The organism is Psychrobacter sp. T6-5, assembly GCF_052258485.2.
GTDB lineage: Bacteria > Pseudomonadota > Gammaproteobacteria > Pseudomonadales > Moraxellaceae > Psychrobacter.
Genome location: NZ_JBQQEY020000001.1, coordinates 476,208 through 491,181, shown reverse-complemented (window position 1 = coordinate 491,181; position 14,974 = coordinate 476,208). Strand labels below are relative to the sequence as shown.

Genomic DNA, 14,974 nt, shown 5'->3' with positions numbered 1-14,974 from the left:
CAAAAGCGTATCGTGCGATGTGATACCGCGTTGTTGCATAACCGCGTTGTCAAATTGTCACTTTGATACGTCTGAACATTGTAACGTTGTTGTCAGATTGGCTACGTTTGTCCACTTGCAGCCCCTTATCGTACTTGCGTATGATAAGGGGTAATTTTTGGAACATTTATGGAAGATACCATGTCAAGCTACTCATTTTCCCATCAATTTTATCAGCGCTGGACGTGTGCACCGGATCCAGTACGCGCTGCAATTACTCAAGAGCTAAAAGACATCACCACCCTACTGCAAGCAGATACCGTATTTGAAAGCTTCACTTTTCATACACATGACTTAGATACCCATGTGGACGAGCTGTATGACAACTATAATGCCGAGCAAGCCATCGCTAAGGCAATCATAGACAAGCAAGAACAAGAACGCGCGGCGGCTGAAAAGCAACAGTTAGAAGAAGAACAGAAAAAAGAGGCCGAAGAGACTGCGCGTAAAGCAGAAGCTACGCGACGTGAACAAGCAGAAACGGCTCAAAAAGAACAAGAAAAAAATGAGCAGCGAGCAGCCGACCAAAACAATATCGATGAAAAAGCCATTTCTGATAAAGGCGTCACAGAGAACGATCCTGATGACAACTCAAAAATCGAAAAGACTGACTCTGAAGTAGCCAATAGTGAGAGTGAAACTAGCGATCATAAAAACGCTGATGGCAAAACCATGAGCGATCAAACTCATGGGCTGGTCAATCATCATATCAAAGACATTAATAATAACACCAGTGCAGCCATCAACTTGGTGTTAGAAGACAGTGAGCTGGATCCGGCGGATCAAACGCTAATTCGTGAGCTTGAAAACCAAATCGACGACTACTTGAGTGAGCAAATGATGCTCATGTCTGAAAATCTGAAATCTTGGCTACGTGCTGAGATGACTCAGCATTTCAGCGAGCAAAATACGTCAGCTACTACTGAAAACGCGGCTAAGAAAAATATTCACTAACCGCAACAACCCCTATTTTCTAAAAAGGCCTGTAGCACAAACATTAAAAAGCCCCGTAAATAATTTACGGGGCTTCTTAGTACTTTTAGTTAATGTTTTGAGCTTGGTATTAAATGGCTTTGGTACGTTCAGTCAACCACTCAAGGGCGGCACCTTCCACACGATCATTTAGCTCAGCATAGACTTGGCTATGATAGCTATTTAACCAATCAATCTCGACTTGATCCAATAATGATGGCTCGATCAGGCGCGTGTCGATTGGGCAATAAGTGATGGTTTCAAAGTGTAAGAATTGACCAAACTCTGTCTCAGTAGGATTGGCAACTGGTGTATTCACGACCAAGTTCTCAATACGGATACCCCATTTGCCCTCGCGGTACAAACCTGGCTCATTACTTGAAATCATACCGACTTTCATCGCACGCTCTTTTGGTGTACTGGCGCTATAAGCGATCACTTGCGGGCCTTCATGCACGTTTAGGAAATAACCAACACCGTGACCAGTACCATGACCATAGTCCATCTGAGCCTGCCATAATGGTGCGCGGCAAATCGCATCAATCAATGGAGAGGCGATACCATCAGGGAAGTAAGCACGGGCAAGCGCAATATGGGCTTTGAGTACGGTCGTAAAGTCGCGTTTATGCTCAGCGTTAACTTGTCCAATACCGACCACGCGGGTGATATCTGTCGTACCGTTTTGATACTGAGCGCCTGAGTCAATGAGTAGTAAACCACCTTCACCTTCGTTGACATCTAAGTAGCTAAACTTCTCTGGCGTTGCGCGGTAATGCGGCAATGCACCATTTTCATTGAAACCAGCGATAGTTGGAAAGCTTGGCGATACATAATGCGGCTGACGGCTACGCACTTCTATCAGCATACTATCTACATCCAGCTCACTTAGGCGCTCGCCTGTTACTAAACGCTGCTCAAACTCAGAAAAAAACTCCGCTAAAGCCGCGCCGTCTTGACGCATTGCCTCACGCACATGATCGATATCTGAGTCAGACTTGACAGATTTGAGCAGTGTACTTGGTGCCATCTGCTCAATAAAGCCAACATCATCTGCCATTTTGGACAAGGTACCGACTGCGACTTTACTTGGGTCTAACAGTAATAAATCTTCTGGTGTTAACGAACTCAATGCATCTTGTACAGCAGAATAATCAGCCAATGTGATACCGCTATCTTTTAGACTTTTTGCAATATCTTCGCTTACTTTATCGGTATCAACAAATAACGTTGCGCTGTCTGTATCAATCAGTATATGTGCTAAGAACACTGGGTTGTAATCAACATCAGCACCGCGCAAGTTCGTCAGCCAAGCGATGTCATCTAAGCTTGAGAGTAGATGATGGGTTGCGCCAGCATCCTTCATGCCTGCGCGTACTGCCGCGAGTTTTGAAGTCGCAGACTGTGCAAGAAACTGCTCATCATGTGCATACAATTTGGCATTAGGCAGTGCTGGACGATCTGTCCAAACGCTCGTCAATACGTCACGCTCAGTGATTAAGGTAATATCATTGGCATCAAATGCATTCAATAGTCGATCTTGCTCAGCGATAGAGAGCACATTACCATCTACTGCCACGCTATCTCCTTCTTGCAAATGATCGGCCAGCCAGTCGATATGATTTGGTTGACCAGGTGCCAGCTTCTCCAAAGTGATACCCGTACCCTCTAGTTGCTCAGCCGCATGTACCCAATAACGGCTATCCGTCCATAGACCAGCAAAATCAGCAGTCACGACAAGCGTCCCTACTGAACCCGTAAACCCTGATAGCCACTGACGGGTTTGCCAATACTCTGGCAAATACTCAGACAGATGTGGATCGGCAGAGGGTACGATGATCGCAGTGAGGTCTTGAGCCACTAGCGTTTTGCGTAGCATATCGATACGCTCTTGGATGATTTGTTTATTCATGATAGGTGTCCTTATTTATTTTAGATAAATTATTTAGAAATCGAGAGGTGAGTAGCAACTATGAATAGTCGTCTTATTAGATGCTGCTTGATAGTATTGCAGCAGAACATAACTAGATGTTTGGGCAGAATGTAGGCTTTCAATAGCCTAAAAAAATATCTCACTGATTAAAACAATAAAACGTGCTGCCAGTTATGGTAACACGTCTTATCATGGGTTATGGACTGATTCTATGGGCATGATAGAGGATTTGCATACACCAATTATCTGTCTTTATTGGCTTACCTCGTCAGCATGCTCGCTTTTTTGCAGCATATTATTGATAGGCTTAGCCAATACCAACAGTATCACGGCAGAGACTACCAAGAAGATCGTCATAGTGGTAAACAAAGTCGGCAAACCTTCGATTTTATCCGCTGAGACATGACCACCAAAGAATGCCGCAACCAAGTTACCCATCGCAATAGAAGCAAAGAAAAGCCCCATCATCTGACCTTGCATGCCTTTTGGTGCAAGCTTGGTCATTGATGACAGACCTACCGGGCTAAGTGCTAACTCACCAAGGGTCAATAACAGCAGACTTCCCACCAACCATAAAGGCGACGCTAAGCCAGCACCAGGCGCTAAGATACTTTTTGATGCAAAAATCATCAAAGCAAAACCAGCGGCGGCGAGTAACATCCCAAGTGCAAATTTCGCCATACTGCTCGGCTCAAGACCTCGGTTACCCAGCTTGACCCAGATAATACTAACGATAGGCGCCAATATTAAAATAAATAGTGGGTTCAACGACTGAAACCAAATGCTTGGTATTTCAAACCCCATAACATTTAGATCCGTATAACGATCGGCAAATAAGTTAAAAGAGGTTGGCTGCTGCTCAAAACTTGACCAAAACAGCGTCGAGCCAATGATTAAAATAAAGCAGATCAGCAAGCGCAGTTTGTCCGTCTTATCCAAGCGCGGTGAAATAAACATAATAGCAAAGTAAAGGATGACGACGGCAGCAATGATATAAGTCATATACTCTGCGACCAGCTCAGGGTTGAACGACACCATACCCGTAGAAACTAACAGCACAATGGCGACTAACAGAGCAACAAAACCACCTACCCAGCGGCCAATGTTTTTGTAGCGGCCATTGGAGTGTTCCCACTCGGCATCGATACCTTTGGCTCGCGCAAAACGCGTCAAATTCTTTTGGGCGACAAAACGATAGATGAGCAAGGACACTAGCATCCCCAAACCACCGACGCCAAAGCCGACGTGCCACATGCCTTTTTCTTTAAACACACCAACGATAAGTGCAGCCAATAACGCGCCGATGTTAATACCCATATAAAACAAGGTAAAACCGCCATCACGGCGAGAGTCACCTTTAGGATACAAAGCGCCAACCATCACTGAGATACAGGTCTTAAATAGCCCTGACCCCAAGACGATACAGATCAAACCAACGAAAAATAACGCCATCCCGAACACAGCAGAGAGTGCAATACATAAGTGACCAAGGGCAATCACAATACTACCCCACCACAGTGCGCGCTCTTGACCCAGCCAGTTATCTGCTAGCCAACCGCCCGGTACGGCTGCTAAATATAATGAACCAGCAAAAATACCGTAGATAGCAGAAGCCGTGACTTCATCAAACCCAAAACCACCACTACTCACTGTTGCTACCATAAATAGCACGAGTAGCGGACGGATACTATAGTAAGAGAAACGCTCCCACATCTCAGTAAAAAACAACGAGCGTAATGGCGCAGGGTGTCCCATAAAGCCATTGTCTAGTGCTTGCAGCTCAGCCGCACTAGATTCTGATTTTGATTGTGTACTCACAACTTTATTCCTTTAAAGATTATTTTGGTAATGACCAAATGCCTAATTATTCCGATAAGCGGTCATATAGGCGGAACATTGTTTCACTTGGTTATAACCAAGTAAAGAAAAAGTTGGCTAAAAATTACACAAATACCCACAAAAAAGCTCGCTCTCAATCGCTGAGAACGAGCTTTTTTGTGGTCTTCAATGCAGTCCTATCATGTTGATATTACTGCTAGTAGAGACTTTGATAGCCACTCATTTAAGAGTCGTTTTTTGCTACATAAACAATCAATCGTAATATCAAAAATTACTGCGCTACTGCTGTGTCATCAGCGGCGGTGCCAGCACCCCCAGCATCTAAGTCACCATCCGCTTGCTCAGCAGTTAAATCAGCATCGGCAACTGCCGCTTGGCTGACTGTACCAGAAGCGGTCGCTGTACCTGCTTCTGCAGTGACGACTGCACTATCTGCATCTGTCGCTGGTGTGACGGTTGCATCTGCAGCTGTATCAGGTGCTGCTGCATCTGCTGGTGCTGTTTCAGCACTTGCTTCAGCTGGGGCAGCAGCGTCTTCGGTAGCAATGGCTTCTGCTTCATCAGCGGCCTCTGATGCTTCAGTTGGCTCAGCCGTGATATGCTCACCGGCTGGACGCAAAAATGCAGAAATACCAATAAGTAAAACAATACCTAAAAATAAGGCAATGCCACCTAGAGTGTATAACAGCTCTTTTTTTGGATTGTTATTGACGATACCTTCTGACATACCTTATCCACCTTGCACAAAATATTTGAAATATTGACCTATTATATCGCAATTTATACTGATTTGTGAAAACCCTTAAGTATTTAAAGGGTTTATTATCGACAATTTTACTATCCGCTTTTAGCGTTGATGACAGCTATTTAATCAAACGTACTGACGTCTTGGGACGCTTACCTAAGTAACTCAGTATCAGCAGCAGCGCCATAATAAACAAAATAGGATATTGGCCAAAACGCATAAACGGCGTATTACCAACGCGTGCCTGTATATTACCGCGTAGTACAGTGCGCTCAAACTGCGGAGCACGCGCTACGATGCGACCTTTATGATCGATGATAGCTGTCACCCCCGTGTTGGTCGCACGCATAAACCAACGACCATTTTCGAGCGCGCGCATCTGTACCATTTGCAAATGCTGTAGCGGGCCTGCCGACGTACCGAACCACGCATCGTTTGAGATGGTCAATAAAAAGTCTGTGCCAATCGCGTTTTTGCGCGTGGTATCTGGATACGCGACTTCATAGCAGATAGCCGCACCCAAGTTGTGGCCTCGTACACGCAGTGGTGACTGATGATCACTGCCGCGACTATAGCTCATGATATCTTGGCTGCCTGCCAGATTTGGCAGGATATCAAGCACACCTTCAAACGGAATATATTCACCAAAGGGTACCAGACGTTGTTTTTTATACAAACCATCTGCCTGAGCCCCTAGCGCAACCACACTATTATAAAATGGCGCATATTTATCTTTACTGGCATCAAATGCTGCTTCGTCCTTATAAGGAATGCCCGTCACCCATGTCGTGTCAGTCTCTTTGGCCATTTTTACCATTTCATTGATAAAACCGACCGCTTCTGTCTGAAACATCGGAATCGATGACTCAGGCCACAGCACAATGTCACGCCCCCACTCATCGCGAGTCAAGGTTGCGTAGATTTTTAGGGTTTCTATTTGATACTCGGTAAGCCATTTTAGATCTTGCGGGATATTGCCTTGAATCAAAGACACTGATAAATCAGGCGTGCCTTTTGGTTTGGTCCACTGCGGATTGATCAACCATAGCGAGCAGCTAACAACCAACAAGGCTATCGACGGAATCATATAGCCTGCGCGGCGACGCAATAGCTCAACGATACTGGCAGCCAGTAGCACCGCCACAAAAGAAATCGCGAAGACACCCGCAACAGGCGCCAAGGATGACAACCAATATTGCTCAGTAAATGCATAACCGACGAATAGCCAAGGAAAGCCGGTGAATAGCCACGTTTTCATCCACTCTTGGAGTATCCAAAGCGCAGCAAAAGATAGTGGCTGTTTGCCAACCACTCGATTAAAAATCAGCGCCAAAAAGCCATGGAATAACCCCATGCCGAGACCCATCAGCGCAATCATAATCAGCGCAAGCCATACGGGCGTCGAACCATACACATGGATGGAGGTGTACAGCCAAAACGCACCCACACACCAAAGCCCCGTACCATATGCCTGCCCAATGAGGAAGGCGCGGCGACCTGTCATCTCTGGCATCAACAACGCATATAAAATGGCAGGTGATAGCAACGCAACTGGCCAAATACCATAAGGCGCGAGCGCAAGTGTGAAAGCGCCTCCTGCCAACAAAGCGATCAGTACCGCCAGTCCCAGATGTAAGCCTTTTGGCTGTTCAGGGTTCAGGCGTTTTTGTAAATCAACAGTAGACAGACGCATAGCAGTTATCCAAGACCATATTTTTCAAAATTTTACAGCTCAGCACTGAGACAAAACCCAAGCAAAAACTGACTGCATAATGCTTTATGCAGGACCACAAATAAAATCCACCCATGATACCAGCCAAAACCGATTAATGGGTAAATTTGCGTAGCGAAAACCTCATACCAAAATGCAAAAGGCAGAAAGCAAAAAAACACGATGGGTCATCGTGTTTTTTATTGAGCTTATTAAGAATGTTTTATCACTAATTATTGATTATGGGAATACATACAAATTAATGGCTGCCTATCAGTATCTGCTGATCCCCATTGGTTTTGGTAAGCTCTAGATTTTGGATAAATCGTCCTTCCACATCAGTGATAGTGATTTGCCAATCATCTATCACCACGCTCTCACCCTCCAAATCACCAACGAAACCAAGTGCTTGCATGACCAGACCACCCATCGTGTCGACATCGGTATCATCAAAACGACTGCCAAGCTCATCATTACAGTCCTCAATCACCGTAGATGCTTGGACACGCCATGTGTTTGGCTTTTCAGGATCAGCGACGATGTTATTAATATCGCTGTCTTCATCAAAGTCATCATGCTCATCAACGATGTCACCAACGATTTCCTCTAACAAGTCTTCCATGGTAACGACACCACCAAAGTTGCCAAACTCATCGACGACGATCGCCATATGCACTTGCGTGCGCTGCAATGAGCGCAGCAGGGTATCAGAACGAGCTGTTTCACTGATATATAATGGCTGGCGCACCAAGTCTTTTAGACGTTTGCTATCGATTTTGTCTTCTTGGTCACGCACCATATGAACCAAAATAGGAATTAAATCTTTGGCCAGTAAGATACCAATAACGGCATCATCATCTTGACTGTCAAAAACAGGATAGCGCGAGTGCGTGGTCTCAAGAATAATATCCATCACTTCGTCAAGGCTAGTGCTTTCGTGAATACCAATCACTTGCGGACGTGGCGTCATGATTTCGCGCACTTGGGTTGCTGGTAGATCGAGTACGCCTTCTAGCATATCGACCGTATCAGGCTCTAAGAACTGGCGCGAGTCTTGTACCAGACGAATCAATTCGTCACGGGTCTCGGGGGCGGTCGATAGCCAGCGTTTTAAGCCGCGCATCGACCAACTACTCGGGCTGGGAGTGTCGTCAGACATGGTGGTGTGATTTAACCTCTTTAGTTAATGGCAATTAAAATAATCGTAAATAAAAACAAGTAGCGCCTAGATGGGGACAGAAGTAGTAAATAAAATGGCTGATTGATCATTAGTTGATGTTTCAATCATAAATAGGTCAGCACAAATTAGCTTCACTTTATCGTAAGGCTCACTGACATTCAACGACAAATTCACTCAAATTGTATTGTCAGCGTGTTATAAACTTTGCTATGGTCAAAGCCTTTATTTAGCAAAATAAACCTTATGTCGCTACGTTCCCTTTTTTCTCGCTTGCTCTCGTCGCGTTCACGCAGCCATCCCAAGGATCGTAGCGTGAGCAATAGCGTGGCAGATAGCAAACAGCCAAAATCCACATGGCGACATCGGCTCGTGTCTTTTTTGATTGCCGTTACCCTACTCTTATCGGCCGTGGGGTTACTGCTAGCGATTTGGTACCAGTACGGGATAGGCTCTATAGTGACCTGGCTTTCCACTATTGTCATCGTAAGTCTATTAGGGGCATTGCTGAGCACCCGCTATTGGCGTGCTGTCACAAAAATACTGTATCGCCATAAACCAACTGACAACACAGTGATTCATAAGGCCACCGCCAACAAATGGCTCATCGGACTATATGGCGTAATTTGGTTTGTAGGTGTGGGCTGGTTTTTCTCTATTGAGCCCAAACAAGATCGTGACTGGATGGCTGAGGTCGACCAGCAAGTTACTTATAAGCGCGATGCGACCAATCCTAATTTGATTACTCTAACCAATGTCCGCAATTTTGATTGGCACACAGATACAGAAGCAACCGCGCACTGGGATACCCGTACGATTGACTTGTCAAAGCTCTCAGGCATCGATGTGACCAATTCTTATTGGATGGGACCACTCATCGCTCATACTTTGGTCAGCTTTCGTTTTGAAGACGATAGACCACTTGCCTTCTCCTTTGAGATTCGTAAAGAAGACGGTGAGTCGTTTTCAGCCCTTGCTGGGTTTTTTAGACGTTATGAGCTGAGCCTGATTGCGGCAGAAGAGCGTGACATTATCTATACCCGTAGCAACGCGCGCGGTGAGCAGGTCTATCTATTTCCCATTAGCAACTTGCAGCAGCATGAAGTCAGATCATTATTTGAATCTTACCTGACTGCCATTGATGAGCTAAATAACCAGCCAGCTTGGTACAACACATTGACGAGCAACTGTACCAATATTATCTTTTATATGGCGCGCATTATCAGTGGCGATCGCTTGCCATGGGATTATCGGATTTGGGTCTCTGGGTGGTTACCCAACTATCTATACGATGTCGGTATGCTCGATGCAGCGCCAGAACAGCCCGATCAACCTTGGTCGATGGATACATGGTATGAGCGTACTCATATTAATCCAAAATCGCTTGGTTTTGACAATCTGCACTCCACTGGCAATAGCCGTGCGTTCTCACAAAAAATTCGTCAAGACATTCCACTACCGCCACTCGCCCACTCTCAATCTGGTGCCGAGGCAAAAGCTAAGTCTACTGCTCAGGCATCTGACCAAACATCACTTAATGAATAAATGAAGAAATAAATAAAAGTAGCGTGGTATTTTGCTAAGGGTTAATCCAATTAATAACCCGTGTCTCCATCTCTTCATCAGACATACTGGTTTCAGACACACAGCGCCCTGCAACGCCGACATTAGCAGCGCGCATCTCGTGTTGCGTCACCACTGCATCCTGAGTCAATAATAAATGCCAGCTTGGCAGACTCTGTCCTTTATATAACCGCTTATAAGCACAGTGCGATGGTAGCCACATCATGTTGGGCAAGTTGTCCATCGTGAGCTGAATGCAATCTGGGACATACTCTTGACGCGTTGCATAATGGCTACAATACCCCGTCGCACAGTCCATTAGCTGGCACGTGACATCGGTATATTCAACCAACTCTTCGTCTACATTGCCATTCTCATCTTCATCGATGTATTTGATCAAACAGCAACTGCCGCAGCCATCACATAAGGCTTCCCATTCGCTATGGTTTAGTTCTGTTAATGCAAATCGCGACCAAAACTGCGCGCGTAGGGGCTCAGACTTAGAGCCAGTATTAGAATCGACATTAGAGCTATTAGGTAACAAACTTATCGATTGCATAGGCTGGGTATCTGAATCAATACTTGAGTGCAAGTCTGGTTTATCATCATTTTTGTTTAACAAATTTATAGTCATAAGGTTGCAGTAGCATTTTGATAAAGAGCGTTACAGTATTATAGCTGTTTTTGCTAGACATGGGCGTTAAGGTAGTAAGAGTTAGGAACACGAACCATCACAGCCACAAACAATTAAAACTCATAACATAAAAAAGGACAATAATATGTCAATTAAGACTTTTGAATTAATCAGCACGACCGAGAACGGTATCGAACTTGTCAGCTATGTCGCACTGCCAGAAAACGCTTCAGATGATAACCCAGCAGCAGGTATTTTGGTTGCACCAGAATGGTGGGGCGTGGTCGACCATCCAAAATCAGTAGTAGAGCGTTTGGCGGAAGCAGGTTATGCGGCTGTCGCTATGGATGTCTACGGCGAAGGCAAACTAACCACTGATGCCGCCATGGCCAATATGTGGATGGAGCAAGTACTGGCTGATCAGGACATGCTCATGTCACGCTGCCGTCTGATTCTAAATGACTTTAGCGATCAGTTATCAGTTAATGGTGACAATCTAGGCGCAATCGGTTACTGCTTCGGTGGTAAAGTTGTCCTTGATATGGCGCGCGAAGGCATGCCGTTAAAAGCTGTTGCCACGTTCCATGGTAACCCAACGCCAAAACAGCCAGCAGACAAAAACTTTGCCGCAAAAGTACTCGTCGCTCATGGCCGTGAGGATTCGATGGTATCGATGGATGCCATCGAAGGTCTGAAGTCAGAGCTAGATGCTGCTGATGTTGATTACACTATCGATGTCTATGACAACGCTAAGCACGGCTTTACCAACCCACATGCTGATGAGCGCGCTGCCAACAATGAAGTAGACCTTGGCTATAATGAAGCAGCGGCTAAACAAAGCTGGGAAAACATGATTGAGTTTATGAAAGCAAACTTGGCATAAAAACAATTTGGTATAAAACTTATCAAGAAGGACAGCTTAACTATTTAAGCTGTCCTTTTATTTTGCGTATATTTTAACTACCATTTCTGAGGCGCGTTATCAGACCAGTCTTGTACTTCTTATCAAATCGCGTCATTATCATCTTACTATCCGTTGGCTTGAGTGACGAAGATGTTATATCTATTAGTGACCCAGCTCGGTTGGCTGGCTTTTACGATTCTGTTGATTGTAGTAGTCGCGTTATATACTAGGATAGCTCAAAAAATCGAGCATCTACGCCGCGACGTCACAAAATTACAAGCTGAGCTTGAGCGGCAAAAATACCTCAGAAAAGACAATAGTATGACCGCCTCATCTACCGGTTTGGCTGATGACAGTGTTCATGTGCGCAGATCTTTTACTGAAGATATCGCAACTGAAAACAATGCGCCTAAAAATAACGCGACTGAGCCCTCTAATATCGTTGCGACAAACAGCGCTAATGAGAGTAAAGCTTTTGATTCACAACATCTGTCAACAGCAGATACCTTACCATCCACATCATCATTTACGTCGCCATCCACGTTACCGCCGCCGTTGCCAACGTCAACCAAAAATATCATATCGAGCGTCGCTAATGATGACCCTATAGATAATCTCCACTCAAAAACAACCGCGCATAGCGTACCAGCCGCTCCAATTGAGCCTGATGAACGCTCACTGCCTATCGTCACATCGCTTATTCATTCCATCAAAAACTGGTTTTTCGGTGGCAATCTCGTTGTGCGTGTCGGAGTATTGGTACTACTCATCGGTGTGGTATTACTACTGCGCTTATTAAGTGAGTATATTGAGATTTCAATTGCCACAAAGCTGATAGCCATCGGTATCATAGGGCTAGCATTGTCAGCACTTGGATTGAAGCTCACGGCAAAACGCTTCTCGTATGGAATTACGCTACAAGGTGCAGGCTTAGCGATTGCCTATCTGAGCACTTTTTTTGCCTATAGCGTCTATCAGATCATTTCGAGTGTACCGAGCTTTATTGGACTAGGGTTATTGTCTGCGATTACTATTGCTTTAGCCGTACGCCAAAACGCTTTTCCTTTAGCATTGCTGGCATTGTCTGGTGGATTTTTTGCACCGATTCTGACCAGTGAAGATACTGGCAGCTTGGTCACGTTATTTAGCTATTACCTACTGTTAAATGTCACGATTGCGGTTATTGCTCATTACCGCCCATGGAAAATATTGAATTTATTCGGCGCATCGGTGACGTTTGGTTTGGCCTACTACTGGGGCATCAGTGAAAATCTAACTGCTGTCATAGAGTCGCAGCGTTGGGCATTAGTGGCACTGGTTGCGTTACATTTACTGCTTTATCTATTTGTCGTCATTCGTTATGCGCAGCAGATCATTACTTACAATGCGCTAAATGAAAAAGACCTCAGTCATGCTGACAATGCAGATGACACAAAGCACTTGGACAGAACCAATGTAGGCAGCTCCTATGTATTTCCCATTGATACGGGTTTACTGTTTTCGGTACCGATTCTGGCTTTTGGCTTATTTGCCGCCTTACTCGATGACATTCCCAACGCCCTAACCTTTACTAGTACGATGTTGGCAGCGGTGTATCTCGGACTAGGCTGGCTGTTTGTCCAGCGTAGTGGGCGCTATGCACTCATCACTGAAGGTATGCTGGCATTAGGATTTGGGTTTTTAGCGCTGGTGATACCATTAGCGTTGGATGCTGAGTGGATTGCTTTTGGGTGGTCAGTACAAGGGCTTGCATTAGTCTGGTTTGGCAGGCGATCCTTACGATCATGGTCAGTGTTATTTGGCTTGCTTTTGCAGCTCGTTAGTATCGGCATACTTTTGACCACCGCGATATTCTCTAGCAAAGACTATCCCGTCTTAGCCTTTAGTATCTCAGCGATTGCTTATCTGACGACTGTCTTTATCTTACGAGCCAGCAACTCCCCTACCATGCTCATGACTGCACTCGATAGTAGCGATACTGATAAAAGTAGCAATCAGTATGACGCGGCAACTGTCCCAGAGTCGGTTACTCGTTACGCCCGTACACTTGGTGTCAGTACCCAAGCTGCCCAGCAGTGGCTAATCTCTATCGATAATCAAAGCCGCGTATTCAGGCTTGTCTGGCACAGTCCTAGAGTAATAAAGTTTCTGACAGTGACTACTATGGCGTGGGTACTACAAGTGCTTATGCTTGATGTTCATCATTGGTTTGATATTTGGCAGTTAGAGACCACGGTCATTGCGCTAGCCGCACTCATTAGCCTCACGACCTACTGGATAATCAATCGCTATCGCCCATGGGCAGAGGTTCGGCAGTTTAGTCGTGGGTTGCTACTGTTGTTTTGTCTCATGCTAGTGATACAGCTCCCGCAAAAGTTTGAGCTCAATTTGACATGGATGACAACAGAATGGCTAGTATTCTTAGGTTTGATAATTGGCTGGTTACTGATAGGCCAGCTATGGCTAAAAACATGGTCTGACAATAAAAATACTTCACGCTATACGGCTACTAGCTGGCTCGGTACAGGGCTGTTACTGATTGCTGCGGCTGCGCATTATGGCCTACCAGACTCTGATGGCGTGATGGCTATCTTGTTTTCAGCGACACTCATATTGTTTGGGTTATGGCTCAATCATCGTTATCTTAGTCAAAATAAAAAAAATACATCGACTAATAAAGTGTTAAAACAAGGTCTGCTGTACTGGTTTAATTGGCGACAGGCATTATTAGGTTGCGCCGCCATCTTTGCTCCCATCGCTTTACTTTGGATTGTCCTGACCAATTGGTCTTATGACGGTATAGTTTGGGACATGTCTTATTTCCCACTATTCAACCTGTATGACATCACCTCGTGGTTGACGCTATTGGTTGGCTTTAGTCTTTATTATATAAGCCAAAAAAACCGCGACGGGACACTTATCGCAATAAGTGAAGCTGCCAAATCTAAGCGAGTATTCACCGCTGAGAACCTGCTAATTATATTAGGATTGATCAGCTTTTGGCTGATATCTAGCATGTTAGTTAGAACGCTACACGCCTTTATCGGTACACCACTTTGGGACGGTGCTCAGGGCGGTGCATGGAGCAGCGAGCAAGTACAAACAGGATTGACGATTTTATGGACGCTCTTAGCCTTGGTCGCCACCATCCTCGCCAGCCGCTATTGGCAGCGCGCGCTTTGGTTTATGGGTATTGGGTTGTTAGGTATCGTCGTACTCAAGCTGGTCTTGGTAGATTTGTCACAGACTGAGGCTATTTGGCGAGTCATATCCTTCCTTGGCGCAGGCAGTTTAATACTATTAATTGGTTACCTTGCCCCATTACCACCCGCGCACGAGGGAACAGAGAAACAAAATCAAGCGTAATGACAAAGCTGGTTGGGTGAAATTGTGCCGTGAGCAAGGTGGTTCTGTAGTAAACTGGACACCATTAGAAAGTAGACGTTGATTGTTTTACTTT

At 45.2% G+C, this 14,974-nt stretch carries 10 protein-coding genes; 4 read left to right on the top strand and 6 right to left on the bottom strand.

Annotated features, from left to right (window positions below):
- Window positions 1–168 precede the first annotated feature (168 nt).
- Window positions 169–993, top strand: a complete 825-nt coding sequence (locus tag ACTXGK_RS16725; RefSeq protein WP_443517259.1) for a hypothetical protein — start codon at window positions 169–171, stop codon at window positions 991–993.
- A 109-nt stretch (window positions 994–1,102) separates the two neighbouring features.
- On the opposite strand, the gene ACTXGK_RS16720 is transcribed toward ACTXGK_RS16725, so the two are convergent.
- The 5 genes from ACTXGK_RS16720 to ACTXGK_RS16700 all read right to left on the bottom strand — a co-directional run bounded on the left by ACTXGK_RS16720 (window position 1,103) and on the right by ACTXGK_RS16700 (window position 8,395).
- Window positions 1,103–2,920, bottom strand: coding sequence for an aminopeptidase P family protein (locus ACTXGK_RS16720; protein WP_443517261.1), 1,818 nt, complete (start codon window positions 2,918–2,920; stop codon window positions 1,103–1,105).
- Window positions 2,921–3,193: 273 nt separating this feature from the next.
- On the bottom strand, window positions 3,194–4,696 hold the full coding sequence (locus tag ACTXGK_RS16715) for a peptide MFS transporter (protein ID WP_443517404.1): 1,503 nt from the start codon (window positions 4,694–4,696) through the stop codon (window positions 3,194–3,196).
- 355 nt (window positions 4,697–5,051) lie between these two features.
- Window positions 5,052–5,507 (bottom strand): hypothetical protein, encoded by a 456-nt coding sequence (locus ACTXGK_RS16710; RefSeq protein WP_443517263.1) that lies wholly within the window; start codon window positions 5,505–5,507, stop codon window positions 5,052–5,054.
- Between the two features lie 136 nt (window positions 5,508–5,643).
- The gene (gene lnt, locus ACTXGK_RS16705; protein WP_443517264.1) at window positions 5,644–7,218 is read right to left on the bottom strand and encodes an apolipoprotein N-acyltransferase; all 1,575 of its coding nucleotides are present in this window, start codon (window positions 7,216–7,218) and stop codon (window positions 5,644–5,646) included.
- A 277-nt stretch (window positions 7,219–7,495) separates the two neighbouring features.
- Window positions 7,496–8,395 (bottom strand): CBS domain-containing protein, encoded by a 900-nt coding sequence (locus ACTXGK_RS16700; RefSeq protein ID WP_443517266.1) that lies wholly within the window; start codon window positions 8,393–8,395, stop codon window positions 7,496–7,498.
- Between the two features lie 333 nt (window positions 8,396–8,728).
- Here ACTXGK_RS16700 and ACTXGK_RS16695 point away from each other — a divergent pair, with 333 nt between their 5' ends.
- Window positions 8,729–9,958, top strand: a complete 1,230-nt coding sequence (locus ACTXGK_RS16695) for an Lnb N-terminal periplasmic domain-containing protein (protein WP_443517268.1) — start codon at window positions 8,729–8,731, stop codon at window positions 9,956–9,958.
- A 34-nt stretch (window positions 9,959–9,992) separates the two neighbouring features.
- Here the strand turns inward: ACTXGK_RS16695 and ACTXGK_RS16690 are convergent, their stop codons facing one another.
- Window positions 9,993–10,535 (bottom strand): YcgN family cysteine cluster protein, encoded by a 543-nt coding sequence (locus ACTXGK_RS16690; RefSeq protein WP_443517405.1) that lies wholly within the window; start codon window positions 10,533–10,535, stop codon window positions 9,993–9,995.
- A 220-nt stretch (window positions 10,536–10,755) separates the two neighbouring features.
- Here ACTXGK_RS16690 and ACTXGK_RS16685 point away from each other — a divergent pair, with 220 nt between their 5' ends.
- Complete coding sequence (locus ACTXGK_RS16685) at window positions 10,756–11,493, top strand: dienelactone hydrolase family protein (RefSeq protein ID WP_443517270.1); 738 nt, start codon at window positions 10,756–10,758, stop codon at window positions 11,491–11,493.
- Window positions 11,494–11,664: 171 nt separating this feature from the next.
- Window positions 11,665–14,880, top strand: coding sequence for a DUF2339 domain-containing protein (locus ACTXGK_RS16680; protein ID WP_443517272.1), 3,216 nt, complete (start codon window positions 11,665–11,667; stop codon window positions 14,878–14,880).
- Window positions 14,881–14,974: the final 94 nt, after the last annotated feature.